The 14412-nt window shown below is 65.1% G+C and carries 12 protein-coding genes; 8 read left to right on the top strand and 4 right to left on the bottom strand.

Going from position 1 to position 14412, the window contains the following annotated elements:
* Nucleotide 1: 1 nt before the first annotated feature.
* The 3 genes from IG178_RS10695 (at nt 2) to IG178_RS10705 (ending at nt 2586) form a co-directional block, all read left to right on the top strand.
* A complete protein-coding gene (locus tag IG178_RS10695) occupies nt 2-676 on the top strand; it encodes a potassium channel family protein (protein WP_193212537.1) in 675 nt (224 codons plus the stop codon).
* A gap of 16 nt (nt 677-692) precedes the next feature.
* Nucleotides 693-1250 carry a DNA-3-methyladenine glycosylase I gene (locus IG178_RS10700; RefSeq protein WP_425499864.1) on the top strand — a complete coding sequence of 186 codons (558 nt, stop codon included), beginning with the start codon at nt 693-695 and terminating at the stop codon, nt 1248-1250.
* 64 nt (nt 1251-1314) lie between these two features.
* Nucleotides 1315-2586: an SHD1 domain-containing protein gene (locus IG178_RS10705; protein ID WP_193212539.1), complete on the top strand. Its 1272-nt coding sequence runs from the start codon at nt 1315-1317 to the stop codon at nt 2584-2586.
* A 10-nt stretch (nt 2587-2596) separates the two neighbouring features.
* Here the strand turns inward: IG178_RS10705 and IG178_RS10710 are convergent, their stop codons facing one another.
* The 4 genes from IG178_RS10710 to IG178_RS10725 all read right to left on the bottom strand — a co-directional run bounded on the left by IG178_RS10710 (nt 2597) and on the right by IG178_RS10725 (nt 8906).
* Nucleotides 2597-4015 (bottom strand): DUF4139 domain-containing protein, encoded by a 1419-nt coding sequence (locus IG178_RS10710; RefSeq protein WP_193212540.1) that lies wholly within the window; start codon nt 4013-4015, stop codon nt 2597-2599.
* A gap of 89 nt (nt 4016-4104) precedes the next feature.
* Nucleotides 4105-5535, bottom strand: coding sequence for a cardiolipin synthase (gene cls / locus IG178_RS10715; RefSeq protein WP_193212541.1), 1431 nt, complete (start codon nt 5533-5535; stop codon nt 4105-4107).
* 73 nt (nt 5536-5608) lie between these two features.
* Nucleotides 5609-7243, bottom strand: coding sequence for an Aq_1262 family (lipo)protein (locus IG178_RS10720; RefSeq protein WP_193212542.1), 1635 nt, complete (start codon nt 7241-7243; stop codon nt 5609-5611).
* 154 nt (nt 7244-7397) lie between these two features.
* Nucleotides 7398-8906: an alkaline phosphatase PhoX gene (locus tag IG178_RS10725; RefSeq protein WP_193212543.1), complete on the bottom strand. Its 1509-nt coding sequence runs from the start codon at nt 8904-8906 to the stop codon at nt 7398-7400.
* A 346-nt stretch (nt 8907-9252) separates the two neighbouring features.
* Here IG178_RS10725 and IG178_RS10730 point away from each other — a divergent pair, with 346 nt between their 5' ends.
* The 5 genes from IG178_RS10730 to IG178_RS10750 all read left to right on the top strand — a co-directional run.
* Nucleotides 9253-10269, top strand: a complete 1017-nt coding sequence (locus IG178_RS10730) for an AAA family ATPase (RefSeq protein WP_226895302.1) — start codon at nt 9253-9255, stop codon at nt 10267-10269.
* A gap of 20 nt (nt 10270-10289) precedes the next feature.
* Nucleotides 10290-11225 (top strand): DUF58 domain-containing protein, encoded by a 936-nt coding sequence (locus tag IG178_RS10735; protein WP_226895303.1) that lies wholly within the window; start codon nt 10290-10292, stop codon nt 11223-11225.
* 29 nt (nt 11226-11254) lie between these two features.
* Nucleotides 11255-11809: a hypothetical protein gene (locus IG178_RS10740; protein ID WP_193212544.1), complete on the top strand. Its 555-nt coding sequence runs from the start codon at nt 11255-11257 to the stop codon at nt 11807-11809.
* Nucleotides 11806-12816 carry a VWA domain-containing protein gene (locus tag IG178_RS10745; protein ID WP_226895304.1) on the top strand — a complete coding sequence of 337 codons (1011 nt, stop codon included), beginning with the start codon at nt 11806-11808 and terminating at the stop codon, nt 12814-12816. The genes IG178_RS10740 and IG178_RS10745 overlap by 4 nt, the downstream gene beginning before the upstream one ends.
* A gap of 6 nt (nt 12817-12822) precedes the next feature.
* Nucleotides 12823-14412, top strand: a 1590-nt coding sequence (locus IG178_RS10750) for a VWA domain-containing protein (RefSeq protein ID WP_193212545.1), incomplete at its 3' end; no start/stop codon positions are given.

Genomic DNA, 14412 nt, shown 5'->3' on the forward strand with positions numbered 1-14412 from the left:
CATGAAATACGGAATCATTGGACTCGGCACATTCGGCCGCAATCTCGTCATCGAGCTGTCGGCGATGGGCCACGAGGTCATCGCGATCGACACCAACGAGGCCTCGGTGGAGCGCGTGAAGGACCACGCGACGCTGGCGGTCGTCGCGGATGCCACCCATGCCGCGTTGATCGAGGAGCTGGGACTGGCGTCGCTGGACTTCCTGGTGGTGGCGATCGGCAAGAAGTTCGAGGCCAGCGTGATGGTCACCACCCGGATGCACCAGGTCGGCGGGCCCAAGCTCTATGTGCGGGTGGTCAACGAACTGCACGAACAGCTGCTGGAAATGACCGGCGTCGACGGCGTGATCAAGGTCGAGGCCCTGGCCGCGTCGCAGTTCGCGAGGAAGCTCGATAACCAGGGCTTGATCCGCCATTTCGGCGTCGACGACAGCCATGCGGTCGCGGAGGTCGCGGTGCCGGATTCCTTCGTCGGCCTGACCTTGCGCGATGTCGAGCTGCGCGCGAAGCATCGCCTCAACCTCATCACCATCCGCCGCACCGGCAAGGGCGAGGAGGCGTCCTGCGAGGTGATCAAGGAGATCCCGTCACCCGACCTGGTGTTCGAGGAAGGCGACCTGCTGGTGGTCTACGGTCACGAGCAGGTGTTGAAACGGTTCTCCGAAGACGTGAATTGAGACCCTCATGGAAGAAATCCAGCGTTGCCCGTGGCTGCCCGCCCATCTCGACCTCTACCGCGACTACCACGACCAGGAATGGGGCGTGGCGTCGCGGGATCCGGGATATCTTTTCGAGATGATCTGCCTGGAAGGGGCCCAGGCGGGCTTGTCCTGGTGGACCGTGCTCCAGAAGCGCGAGCATTACCGGAAGGTGTTCCATCATTTCGATCCGCGGAAGGTCGCGCGGATGAGCGATGCGGCGCTCGACAAGCTGGTCCTCGACCCGGGGATCATCCGCCATCGCGGGAAGATCCAGTCGGTGCGGCAGAACGCGCGGGCATGGCTCGATCTCGAGGAGCGCGAGGGCGACGTCGTTTCCTGGCTGTGGGACTTCGTCGGTGGCAGCCCGCGGAAGAATCACTTCAAGTCCCTGGCCGATTTTCCATCGAAAACCGCCGAGTCGGATGCCCTGAGCAAGGCCCTGCGCAAGGCGGGGTTCAACTTCGTCGGTTCGACCACGATGTATGCCTTCATGCAGGCCGTCGGGATGACCGATGACCACACGGCCGACTGTTTCCGCTACCGGCGCTGATGGTGCTTCGGATTGGTCTTGTCTCCCCGGATTGGCGTCGCCTAGGACTAGCGCCATGACCGGAATGAAAACCCGTTTGGTTCTGGTGTTGGCCTGGGCCTGCCTGTTCCTTGCCGGTGCCGCCCGTGCGGACGACGAGTGGCGCACCTGGAAGAGCGCGGCCGGCACGGAAATCGAGGCGAAGCTGGTGTCCAAGGAGGGCAACCAGGTGACGCTCGAGAAGAAGGATGGCAAGAAGCTGGTGGTCAAGACCTCGCAACTCTCCGTTGCGGACCAGGAGTTCCTGTCGGCGATGGAGGCACCGGAGGAGGATCTGGATTTGATCATCGCCGAGCCCGGTGTCGTATCGGCGAAGATCGAGTGTGCCGGAGACTCCAAGTGGTCGTATTTCCTCTATCTTCCAAAGGTCTTCAAAACCGCGCGGAAGTGGCCGGTTTGCCTCATCATGGATCCGGGTGGCGGCTCGGCGGGAACCCTGAACCGTTACATCCCGGCAGCCGACCGGCTGGGGATCATCCTTGCGGTTTCGGTGGAGTCGAAGAACGGGTTCGCCGACTCCGACCTGGCGATGATGGCGATGGTCAAGGACGTCTACGACCGGCTGCCGGTGCTCGAGGAAATGGCGATCTCGTCCGGGATGTCGGGCGGCAGCCGGATGGCCTACCTGATGGCGGAGATGGAAGAAAACATTGCCGGGGTCCTGGCCTGCGGGTCGGGGGCCGGGGTGTATCTCAAGGAGGAAAGCTTCCGCCCGGCGAAGCTGCGCCGTGGCACGGTCATCTGTAGCCTGATCGGGACCAACGACTTCAACCGGCGGGAAGCGGCGAAATCGCACAAGGGCTTCGGCAAGGATGCCCGTATCATCTGGTTCCCCGGCAACCACGACTGGGCGGGTGAGAACGTGATCATGGAAGGGCTGGCCGACGTTTACGGCAAGATCCTGAAGAACTCGAAGTCGAAGGAACTGGACCCGTTGCGGGTCGAGTATGCCAAGGCGATGCTCGCCTGGGCGAAGGAACAGGAGAAGGGCCAGCCGTGGGTGTCCTGTCACTGGGCCGAGTTCCTCGCCAGCTTTCCGGGAGACTCCGCGATCCAACAGGAGGCGGCGGCTTTCGCCACCACCTTGGGCCAGCAGACGGACGTCACCAACGCCCGCAAGGCGGAGAAGGCGATCGACGACTTCGCCGACAAGTACTTCTCCGACGGCGACACCAAGGGCGACAATACCCCCGACGCCTCGCGCGAGAAGGCCGCGGAGAAAGCCGCCGAACCCTACGTGGGGCTGCCGCAGGCGGAGATCCTGCAGCGGATGGGCGGGCCATCGCCGGCGCCGTGAAGCGGGCGGCTCACCACGAATAGTGAGCCGTGTAGGTGATCTTCTTCTCCTCGTCCGGCGCGAGCTTCACGGTGAACTCGATGGTCTGCGCGTCTTTCTTCTCATGTTCCATCGAGGCGTTCTCGATGTTCCAGTTCATCCAGCGCCAGAGGTGCTCGCGGACGATGATCTCCTTCGCGTCCTTGGAGCGGTTCTTCAAGGTGACCTCGATGGTCTCCTTCATCCAGTCGGCCCGGTCGTCGCGCTTGAAGTCGGCGACCTTGCGCTCCCCGACCAGGTCGAAGGCATTGCCGGTGTAGAGCGAGACCTCCTCGTTGCGGGGAGTGTGGCCGATGTTGTTCTCGCCCACGAACTCGAGGTTCCCGTCGGCGTCGTCGGAGCGGTAGAAGCGGACCCGGCCGGCCGGCAGGGGGACGCCCAGCCCGTTGGCCTCGTCGTTCTTGAACTCCCAGTAGATGGCCACGTCCTTCGGCCAGGTCTGGCCCTGCATCGGCTGGGTCTGCGGCTCGCTGCCGCCGAAGAAGCGCATTGATGCCGGGTCGTAGACATACTTCTTCGATGCCCTGACCGCCGGTGCGCGCAGGAACTCGACCTGCTTGGTCTCCTTGTCACGGATCGTCAGCGGACGCGGCAGGGTGTAGAGGTGGAAGTCGTCAAAGGCCTTCTCCTGCACGCCTGCGTCGGCTTCCGCCAGTTTCATCATGCCCCGTGCCATGCGGGACTCCGGCACCGGCTGTTCGATGATGTTCACGTCGCCGGCCACCAGTTTGATCTTCGCATCCTCGAAGCCGGTGCCGCTGCGGTTGTCGACCGTGACCCAGCCGGTCAGCGTGACGGTTTCCCCCTTTTCCGGGGCGACGAGGTTGTAGTCGGCTTCCCAGCGGAAGCCGTTGCTGAGGTAGGACAGCTGGGCGTCGAAGCGGGCGTCGCCCGCGCTCTGGAGCGTCCAGCCGAGGGTCGGGCGGAGGATCGAGCCGTCGCCCAGCGCGGGGAAAAGCGGCTCGCCCGGGAGCTGGAAGCGCAGCTTGCCGTCGATCTCGATGATCGGCTCCTGCGGCTGGCCACCGGGAACATGGCCGGAGCGGATGATCTTGCCCGGCTTGATCTCGACCTTGCCGTCGGGGAAGACCTGGCGGAAGTCGATCTCCTGGCCCTCGAAATGGCTGAGCAAGAGCCATTTGTTGACCGGGTCGTTGCGGTAGCTCTGTTCAAGGATCGAGAACGCGGCCTTGCCGGCGGGGTCCCGGAGCACCACCGAGTCGGCCAGCACCTGGGCGGTCGCGCGGTCGAAAGTCAGGGTGTTTTCCCCGGCTTTCAGCTCCAGCGGCAGGGTTTCCCGGACCACGGCGAGGTTGCGGTTGTAGATGGTCAGCGCGGTTTCGGCGCTTGCGGCGGAAATGAGCATGGTGGTGATGGCGAGAGATTTCATGTCAGGACGTTTTCCTTTGAAGCATGACACGCCCGGCGGGGATTTCTTGGAAAAAAAATCCGCCGCGGCCCGATCCGGGGTCCGGTCATTCATTGCACCGGCGCCATCAAGCGGGCGGCGCGGCAGGCCAGGCGGAACAGGAAGGAACGCTCGGTGAAGTCGCTGGTCTTGACCGGCGTCGAGTGCTGGAAGTCGATGTCCAGCATGTGGGCGACCTCGTCGACGAAGCCGGGATCGGGGGACAAGGCGGAGATCTCGAAGTTCAGGCGGAACGAGCGGTTGTCGAGGTTGGCGGTGCCGACGCAGGCGAGGCGGTCGTCGACCAGGAAGACCTTCTGGTGGAGAAAGCCCCGGCGATAGCGGTGGAGGGTGACGCCATAGGGGATCGTCTGCTCAAGATAGGTGAACACGGAAAGCCAGACCAACAGGTGGTCGGCCTTCTCCGGGATCAGGATCCGCACGTCGACGCCGCGGATGGCGGCAGCCTGCAGGGCGGTGAGCACGCCGCCGTCGGGGACGAAATACGGCGAGGCGATCCACAACCGTTCCCGCGCGGTGTTGGCGGCCTCGGCGATCACCAGCTGCCACGAGTCCGCCGGATCGGCCGGGCCGGTGGGGATGATCGCGGCGGTCTGGTCGGCGGTTTCCGCCTGGCCGGACCAGGCGAGGTCCGGCAGCTCGTTGGCCGCCCAGTTCCAGTCCTCGAGGAAGACGAGCTGGATCGCCTGCACCGAAGGGCCGCGGATTTTCAGGTGGGTGTCCCGCCATTCCCCGAAGCGCTGGTCGCGGCCGAGGTACTCGTCGCCGACATTCAGTCCGCCGACGAAGGCTTCCTTGCCGTCGACGACGACGATCTTGCGGTGGTTGCGGAAATTGATCTGCAGCCGCGACCACCAGTGACGGTTGGTGCCGAAGTAGTGGTGCGAGATCCCGGCGTCCTCGAGTTCCTTCAGATAGGAACGTGACAGCTTGTTCGAGCCGATCTCGTCGTAGAGGAAGTAGACGCGGACACCGGCGCGCGCACGGTCGATGAGGGCATCCTTGAAGCGGTTCCCGATGCGGTCGTTCTTCACGATGAAGAAGTTCACCAGCAGATAGTGCTCGGCCGAGGCGATCGACTTGAAGATGGCGTCGAAGGTCTCCTCGCCGTCGATCAGCAGGGTCAGCTGGTTGCCGCGGGTGAAGGGCAGGCCGCCGAGGAGTTCGGCGGCGCGGCCGAAGGCGTCGTCCGGCTTGATCTCGTAGTGGCGCAGCCGGCGGTGCATGTCTTCGGCCAGCTTCCGGAGCTCGGCATCCTCGCCGCGGCGGGCTCGGACATAGCCGGAGAAGCGGCTGCGCCCGGCGAACCAGTAGATCGGGATCGCGACCCAAGGCGCGGCGACCAGCGAGACGATCCACGCGATCGTGCCCTGGGAGGTGCGCACGTTCATCAGCGCGTGGATGACGTGCAGCACCCCCAGCACGTGGAAGAGCACCAGGCCCGCGGCCACGAGGTAGGGGAGCCATTCGGAACTCGGCATCCGCCGAATCTAACCGGGAAGTCGTTCCCGCCAAGTCCGCGATGTGCCAAGGCCCCCGGACATGGGCGCGGGGTCAATTGTCCGGCCAGTCGAGCAGGATGTTGTAGCGGAACACCCGGTTGTCGGGCAGGGTCGGTGTCTCGTCATTGTCGATGTGGTCGTAGACGTTCACCGGCGGGGTGATGCTGGCGTCCTTGCCGTAAATGAAGTCCTGGTCCTCGACGATGCAGCGGTAGGCCTTGTTGAGCTGGAGCGCGCGCTGAGGCGACGGGGTGATCAGGTCGTAGACGTCCCTGGCCTGGCTCAGTTTCACGTGATCCAGCCGGCCGTCGCGGAACCAGCGCCCTGACATCTCGTCGTTGTTGCGGAACTCGCTGCCGCCGCCGACGCGGGCCAGATAGGTCGCGATTTCACCGGTCTTCTCGCCCAGGCTGGGGGCGTCGGGCATCCCCTTGAGGTTGATGTAGCCCCAGCCTCCAGCACCGTCGACCTTGCGCGGGAAGCTGAAGGTCTTGTCGATGGTCGAGCCGATCGAGTTGTGGCAGCTCATGCAGGAGAAGTTCTCCTCGAAGGTCAGCGCCCGCAGGCGGCCGCCGGCATTCTCGATGAAGCCCTGGACGGCCCAGCCGCTGCCGTTGTCGATGCCATTGTCGCCGATGCCGAGGTAGTCGGGCAAGGCGCCGGCGTCCTTGTCGTAGCTTTCCTCCTGGTAGCGCCGGGCGTAGACCGCCTTGTTCGCCTCGCGGACCTTGCGCAGGTAGCGGACCTCCTTCATGCGGGTCGAGACCCCGATGCTGCCGTCCTTGCCGACACCAACATAGCGGACGGTGTGGAGGAACTCGGTGCCCTTGGGGTAGAGGTGGGTGTCGATGAACTCGCCGGCCGCCGCGCCGACCCAGGAGTCGAGGCGGGTGATGCGGGTGGCGGTGCCGAGCTGGCCATCGCCGTCGAGGTCGGTGTCGAGTGCCGACTCCGGAAGCGGCGGGCAGGAGATCGAATCGAAGCCCTTGATCCGGGCCTCGAGGATCGAGAGGTTGGCTTGGTAGATCTCCCGCGAGTCGCGGCCACCGGTATCGCGGCGGAAGGCTGGAGCGAGGCGGATCATCACGTCGTCGGTCGAGCCGTTGGTCGGCCAGAAGGTGCTGGGCAGGGGCTTGTAGTTGAAAGCCACCCAGCCGCTGCCGTCCTTCGCGAAGCCGTGTTCGTCAAATGCCGCGGCGCCGAGATGAAGGTCCTTGAGATCGGGGATCCAACCCTCGAATCCGGCTTCACGCAGCCGGGAGGGGAGCTCGGAATAGTTGTCAGCCTGAATGTAGCCGAGGATCTCCTCGTCGGAGATGGCCGCGACCCGTTCGCTGCGGTCCTCGAAGAGGTTCTTCCAGTGGTTGGACATGCCCAGATCGCTGAACGCGTAGTCGCGCTGGAGGTCGCCGTCGTTCATGAGATTCTCGCGGCCCTCGATGTGGTCCTGGTGGCAGACGTAGCAGGGGTTGTGGCGGGCCTCGGTGCGGGTGTAGCACTGGGGGGGAACGGGGGCTTCGCCGTTCGACATCGCCCGCTTCGGATGGACCCCCGGGGCAGGCGGGATCACCGCGTCGCTGGCCTTGAGCTGCACGATCAGTTTTTCATAGGCCGCGGTGGCGGGATCGGCCGCCTGGACGAGAAGCGGGAGGCTGGCGAGGACGGTGGTGATGAGGTTCCGGGACATCGCGGGATGAGGTTCGGGGGCGGATCATGGAGGCAGCCCGTGCGGGGGGAACCGGGGCACTGCAACGTTTTCGAAACAGGACGCGGCCAGGGCACGGGAAGGGGGGAGGGCCTTGCGACCCTCCCCCTGTGGAAGCCATGAACAGGGCGGTAGTTTACTCGCCGAAGGGAGCCTTCGCCTTGTTGAGTTGCTTGACGAACTTCTCGTCTTCGATGTGGGTCACGTTGAACATCCACACCGCGTCGCCGAGGCCGTCAGGCACGTTGGCGAGGTCGGTGCTGTCCGGGTGCTGGACACAGACCGAAAACTCGGTCGGAACGACCGGGTTCCAGATCATGCCGGTGGCTTCGCAGCCGTCGACGCGGATGCTCATGAAGTGGTCGAGCGACTCGCCGACACCGTCGTTGTCGGTGTCGCGGACGAACCAGATGTCACCGCCGGTGGAGGAGGAGTTGGGGGCATCTTCGATCACGTAGATGTTGCCGAGCGCGTCGATCGCCAGATTGTCCGGCGAGTCGAGGCTGGCGGTGGTGGCGTCGAAGCCGAGGTTCTTCGGCGAGTCGTCGCTGATGAAGGTGCGGACGATGGCCTTGTTGCCATTGCGGTTCTTGCGACCCTTGCCGCCGAGCATCTCGACGGAGTAGACGGTCTTCTCGGAGGTGGCGGTGAAGTAGATGACCTCGTGGCCGTTCTTCAACTTGCTGACAGCCATGTCTTCCGGGCGCCCGTAGGGGGTGCCGCCGGCGTCGTCGGCGGCGGTGCGGCCGGCGCGGGCCTCGAGGTCCTCGAAATCGTCGACGAAGGGATCAGAGATGCCGGGAAGCGGCACGCCGTCCTCGTCGGTCAGCGCCACCCAGGTGGCTTCGCCGGTGCGGGCGGCCGGCGCGTTGGTGGCGGAATTCCAGTTTTCCGAGGCGATGCCGGTGAATCCGTCGACCGAGAGGACGAAGGTCTGGCCCTTGGTGTAATCACCGGGGGCCGACATCACGAACTTGTAAATCGAGCCCGAGTTGTTCTCGTCGACGAAGTAGATGGTGTCGTCGACCTTCTTGGAGAAGTTGATGCCTTCGTGGGAAACATTGGCGATGCTCTCGAGGACGCGGCTCTCGATCTCCCCGGCCGGCGCCAGCGGATTGAGGATCTCGACGATGCGGCCGGTGCCCGACCATTCCTCACCGGCGATCACGGTATTGTTGGGCGTCCAGCGGCAGGGATCGAAGGCACCGAAATCGTTGGAGAAGTCGCCGTTCTCGCCCTGGCCGTCACCCTGGAAGATGAGCTCGGCGAAGTTGTTATAGATGTCGTAGCGGGTGACGCCGGCGCCCCACTGGCTTTCGTGAGGGATGAAGAGGTAGCTGCCGGTGGGATCGTAGGCGATCATGTCGAACATCGACGCTCCGGTGCCGAGGTTGGCGGCGCGGCCGATCGACTGGCCGTAGCTGAGGACCTGGTCCTCGACTTCGCGCAGGCTGACGATGTTCTTCTGGCTGATGCCGGCGGGAGTGACCCACGGCGAGGTGAGCTCGGCGGCGGAGCTCGGATCGGTCACCGGGGCGGACTCGGTGAGCGGGATGAACCAGGTGTCGGTCCCGGCCATGGCCGCGTGGGTGCCGATGAGGGTGGCGGTGAGCGCGAGGCGGGTGCGCATGGATTGGCGTTTCATATCAGTCGGTATGTGCGAGGCTGCTGTTAGAGAAGTCAGGGCGGATCCTGTCGGGGGTGCCCGGACCGCCGGGATCCAATACCCGGTTGCGGATCGCGCAGTGATTTCGAGGTGCCAAAATATTCACGTGGCAACTTCGTATCCAAAGCGGGGTGAGAGGCCGCGGGCGGGTGACATGCTTGTTGCAGAAAGGGCGGTGCCGGACCGGGCGCGGATGTCTCCGCTCTTGCCCCCGACCCGGCCGCGGACGAGGCTGGAAGCGGCTTGCATGACGCCGGCTACAATTTTTCTTAGGCAGCGGGATGTTTCTCATGCGCTGGTAGACCACAGAAAGAACGCGAATTTCATGAGCTTGGAGAACGAAGGAACGATGGTGGCCCCGGGCGCGGGATTGACGGACGACGAGATCAAGGCGGCGTCCGCATGGGTGCATCCGCTGCGCGCGGAGATCGGGCGCTTCCTGATCGGCCAGCAGGACCTGGTGGACCGCCTGATCGCGGTGCTGCTGGTGCGCGGGCACGTCCTGTTGGAGGGTGTTCCGGGCCTGGCCAAGACCCTGGCCCTGAAGACCTTGGCACAACTGGTGAACGCGGATTTCCACCGCATCCAGTTCACGCCCGACATGCTGCCGGCCGACATCGTGGGGACCCAGGTCTTCGACCCGCGGGCCGCACGCTTCGAGGTGAAGCACGGCCCGGTGTTCGCCAACTTCATCCTCGCCGACGAGATCAACCGCGCACCGGCGAAGGTGCAGAGCGCGCTGCTCGAGGCGATGCAGGAAAAGCAGGTCACCATCGGTGAACAGAGCTTCAAGCTGGCCGAGCCCTTCTTCGTCCTGGCCACCCAGAACCCGCTGGAGCAGGAGGGCACCTACCCCTTGCCCGAAGCCCAGCTCGACCGCTTCATCATGAAGGTGCTGGTCGACTACCCGACGGTGGAGGAGGAAATGGCGGTCATCGACGTGGCGGCCAGCACCCAGGAGATGCCGGTGCCGGCGCCGGTGGTGAACCTCGACGTGATCCGCCAGGCACAACAGGTGGTCAACCGGGTCTATCTCGACGAGAAGGTGAAGCGCTACATCGTCAGCCTGGTCCACGCGACCCGTCGGCCGGATGATTTCGGGTTGAAGATCGGGCCCTACCTGCGGGTCGGGGCCTCGCCCCGCGCATCGATCGCGATGACCTTGTTAGGAAAGGCGCGGGCCTTCCTCGACGGCCGCAGCTACGTGACGCCGCACGACGTGAAATCAATCGCGCCGGACGTGCTGAGGCACCGCGTCGTCGTTTCCTACGAAGCGGAGGCCGAGGGGCTCGACGCGGAACACTTCATCCGCCAGATCCTCGACGAGATGCCGGTGCCCTGAAGACGGAGGACTGCAAGATTTTGAAATCGAAGCGACAGCTGCGGGAGGAAGAGGAAAACGAGGCGCGGGTGGCGGAGATCATGGGCCGGGTGCGGCGGATGGACATCCGCACCAGCCGGCTGGTGGATGATCATCTGTCGGGAAGCTACGCCAGCGTCTTCAAGGGGCGCGGGATGGACTTCGACCGGGTGCGCAACTACGTGCCCGGCGACGACGTGCGGATGATCGATTGGAACGTGACGGCCCGCACCGGCGATCCGTTCATCAAGACCTTCACCGAGGAGCGCGAACTCACGATCCTGCTGATGATCGACGTCAGCGCGTCGTCGGACTTCGGCTCGAGCGAAGCCAGCAAGCGCGAGCTGCAGACCGAGATCGCCGGCGTGATGGCGGCCTCGGCGATCCGCAACCGCGACAAGGTCGGGCTGGTGCTGTTCACCGACGAGGTCGAACTCTACATCCCGCCGCTGAAGGGCCGCTCGAACATCCTGCGGGTGATCCGTGAAGCGCTGTTCTTCCAGCCGGCCGGCCGCGGGACCAATCTCAACGGCGCGCTGGATTTCGTGAACCGCGTGCTGCGGCGGCGGGCGGTGGTGTTCCTGATCTCCGACTTCCGGCTGACCGGCGGCCAGACCCCGGCGGAGCTGCAGCACAAGCTGGGCGTGACCGGGCGGCACCACGACGTGATCGCGATGTCGGTCAACGATCCCCGCGAGCAGGAGCTGCCGGATGTCGGCGTGCTGAGGATCGAGGATGCCGAGACCGGGGAGGTGGTCGAACTGGACACCGGCAAGGCGAAGGTGAGGGACGCATACCGGCAGCAGGCGGTGAATCGCCGCGAGACCATGACCTCCGCCATCCGGCGCAGCGGGGTCGACTATCTCGAGTTCAGCAACGGCGGAGACTGGATGCCCGCGCTGATGAACTTTTTCCGGAACCGGAGGCACAGGGCGTGATGAGCAGTCTCCCATGTCCATGGGCTACGATGCTCTTCGTAGCGGCGGTCGTTCCCTCGCTGGCACAGGAGGCAGTGGAGGAAGACATCCGCGGGCCGAAGCCGCTGATCGAGATCGCCCCGCCCGAGCCAGCGACCCCGTGGCTTGCCTACGGGTTGTGGAGCTTGCTGGGGCTGGCGGTGGCGGGTGTGCTGCTGTGGTGGTGGCTGCGGCGGAAACCCGCGGTAGTGAGCGCCGAGGACAAGGCCCGCCTGGAGCTTGAAGCGCTTGGCAGGGACGGTGGAAGCATGGAGGCGGGGGACTTCGCGGCGGCGGCCAGCCAGGTCGTGCGGGTGTTCATCGAGCGGCGCTTCGGACTGGCGGCGCCGCGGCGCACCACGGAGGAGTTCCTGTCGGAACTCGCGGCCGGCGGCAACCTCGCCCTGAGCGCGCGGATGGATCCCTTGAGGGGCTTCCTGAAGGCCTGTGACATGGCGAAGTTCGCGGCGGCCGATCTCGATATCGGCCGGCGCGGCGAATTGGTCGCGAAGGCGCGCGCGTTCGTCGACGTGCCGGTCGAACCGGAAACGGAGGTGGCGAAATGATGGAGGGCACGTTCCAGTTCGCGAACCCCGGGTGGCTGTGGTTGCTGGTGGCGCTGCCGTTGATCGCCCTGCTGCGCGGCCGCGCCGGCCGGGCGGTGGCCATGAAGCTGCCGTCGGTCTCCGACGCGCGGAACGCCGGGGGGCGGCCGAAATCGCGGGTCGGCGGATTTCTGCTGGCGCTGATGCTGTTGGGGCTGGCGCTCCTGATCGTGGCCCTGGCGCGCCCGCAGCTTGGACGCGGCAGGACGGAGATCGAGACCAGTGGCATCGACATCGTGCTGGCGATCGACGTGTCGGGCTCGATGGAAGCGATGGATTTCAAGATCAAGGGCGAGCCGGTGAACCGGCTGGATGTGGTGAAGAAGGTGGTGGAGGAGTTCGTCGGCGAACGCCCGGGCGACCGGATCGGGATGGTGGCCTTTGCCGGGCGGCCCTATCTGGTGAGTCCGCTGACGCTGGACCACGACTGGTTGAAGAAGCGGCTCGACGAAGTGCAGATCGGCCGCGTCGAGGACGGGACCGCGATCGGATCGGCGATCGCTTCGTCGGTGAACCACCTGCGGGATTCCGACGCGAAGTCGCGGATCGTGATCCTGCTGACCGACGGCGTGAACAATGCGGGGGCGGCGAACCCGGTGACCGCGGCGGAGGCGGCGAAGACGCTGGGGATCAAGATTTACACGATAGGCGCCGGGATCCAGGGCGAGGCACCGATGCCGGTGCAGGACGCGTTCGGCCGGCGGCGCTACCGGATGGTGAACGTGGAGATCGACGAGGAGTCGCTGCGGGAAATCGCAAAGTCGACCGGTGGCCGGTATTTCCGGGCGACCGACACCGACTCGCTGGCGGAAATTTACGAGGTGATCAACCAGCTTGAAACCACCAAGAGGACAGTGAAGAAGTATGAGGACTACGAGGAGTTGTTCCTGTTCGCCATGCTTCCCGGACTGGGGCTGGTCCTGTTGGAACGGCTGCTTTCGGAAACGAGATACCGGCATTTGCCCTGAAGAATCATGGAGGAATCGTCATTGCAGTTCGCTCAACCCTACTGGATCGCCGCGGGGGTGGTGCTGGTCGTGGCCGGCTTGCTGGCATTCCTGCGGGCGGACCGCCGGCGGCGCGCGGATCTGGACAAGCTGGCGCACCCGCGGTTCCACGAGCGGCTGGTGGCGGGATGGTCGCCGGTGCTGCGCTGGATCCGGCGCAGCTTGTGGCTGGCGGCGGTGATGGCACTCGCGGTTGCGGCGGCGCGGCCTCAATACGGCTATGAATGGCGCGAGGTGAAGAGGCGGGGGATCGACATCCTGTTCGCGGTCGACACGTCGCGGAGCATGCTGGCGGAGGATCTGGTGCCCAATCGCCTGGAGCGTGCGAGGCTGGGGATTTTGGACTTCCTCGACCAGCTCGAGGGTGACCGGGTGGGCCTGGTGCCGTTCGCGGGCACGGCGTTCGCGCTGTGTCCCCTGACCCTCGACTACGATGCCTTCCGTGAGTCGCTGAACACCCTGAACACCGACCTCATCCCGCAACAGGGAACCGACCTCGCGAGCGCGATCCACGAGGCCGGCCGGCTGTTAGATGCCGAAGGCAACAACCAGCGCTTCCTGGTGCTGATCACCGACGGCGAGGATTTGGAGGGTGAGGCGTTGAAGGCGGCGGAAGAAGCGGCGAAGGAGGGCACCACGATCTACACCGTGGGGGTCGGCGCGGCGGACGGGCAGATGATCCCGGTGCGCGACCGCTACGGGCGGCAGGAATTCCTGAAGGACGAGAACGGCGAGGTGGTGAGGACGAAGCTTGACGCCGGGACATTGGAGAAGATTGCCGCCGCGACCGGCGGGCTTTACGTGCCGCTGGGGCGCGGTGCCGAGGGGCTGGACGCGATCTATCAGCAGCGGCTCGCGCTGGTGCCGAAGAGTGAGCTGGCCCAGCAGCTGGAAAAGGTGCCGCTCGAGAGGTTCCAGTGGCCGCTGGGCGTGGCGGTGCTGCTTCTTTCCCTCCAAGCGGTGCTCGGTGAGCGGCGGCGTGAACGGAAGAAGGCGGCCCTGGCCTCCGCCGCCCGCCGGGTGCGGCCGGCCATGCTGGTGCTCGCCGCGTCGGGATTGTTCACGCTGGACGGGAAGTCCGATGTGGTGGCCGACTACAATGGCGGCACCCGGGCCTACGCGAACGGGGAATTCGAGGAGGCGGTCGAGAAGTTGAAGAGCTCGCTGGGGACCGCGGATCTGGAGGTTCAGAAAAAGGCATACTATAACCTTGGTAATTCGCTCTATCGTGTGGGTCAGGCGGCTTTGCAGGAGGATCCGAAGTCGACGGTGGCGACCTGGGAGAAGGCGTTAAAGGCGTATGACGATGCGCTGGCCTTGGATGATGCGGACGAGGATGCCCGCTACAACCGGGACCTTGTGCAGAGGAAGTTGGATGAGTTGAAGCAGCAACAGGATCAAAAGCAGGATCAGAAGAACGACGAGCAGAAGAACGACGAGCAGAAGGACGACGAGCAGAAGGACGACGAGCAGAAGGACGGCGAGCAGAAGGACGGCGAGCAGAAGGACGGCGAGCAGAAGGACGGCGAGCAGAAGGACGGCGAGCAGAAGGACGGC

This window comes from Neoluteolibacter marinus, from assembly GCF_014904755.1.
In the GTDB taxonomy this organism is placed as follows: Bacteria; Verrucomicrobiota; Verrucomicrobiia; order Verrucomicrobiales; family Akkermansiaceae; genus Haloferula; species Haloferula marina.